Origin of the sequence: Serratia sp. ASV30, assembly GCF_016428815.1 — a bacterium.
Classification (GTDB): Bacteria; Pseudomonadota; Gammaproteobacteria; order Enterobacterales; family Enterobacteriaceae; genus Chania; species Chania fonticola_C.
In genome coordinates this window covers 1-449 of record NZ_JAELTL010000203.1, presented here as the reverse complement: position 1 = coordinate 449, position 449 = coordinate 1, and the positions used below count along the sequence as shown (strand labels likewise).

Sequence of the window (449 nt, the reverse complement as noted above, 5' to 3'; positions counted from 1 at the left end):
ACGAGATGATACCTCCTGTCTCGTGGGCTCGGAGATGTGTATAAGAGACAGTCATCAATCATTATTACGCCAAGTGGCTTACCATTGTGCTTAGCATGAATAGCCCTTGCGAGAAAAACACTCAAACTTAAAATATTCAATTGAGCGGAGCTGAAATAGAGATTTGGGGAAACTGTATTATCTTGCTCATCTAAAATTACGATATTCAGTTTCGGTCGCTCACCAAGCGTAAATTTGGGGGAAAACTTAACTTTCTTGAAGGCAGGGTGAGGGTCAATTTTTCGATATATTCCATTAATCAGATCGGTATAGAAATAAGATCTAATTTGATCTTCTAAGCAAGTAGTGACATTTTTCATCTCCTCCATCAACATCAGGTCAACTTTAATATGCTTTTCTATCTCCACCTCAAGCAGGGTTAGTTCCTTTCTTCTTGTAATATTTTGAAC

Annotated in this window: 1 pseudogene; it reads right to left on the bottom strand. The window is 38.1% G+C overall.

The annotated features are described in order from the left end of the window. A pseudogene (locus JHD74_RS26090) lies at positions 1 to 449 on the bottom strand (hypothetical protein); the annotation flags it as partial.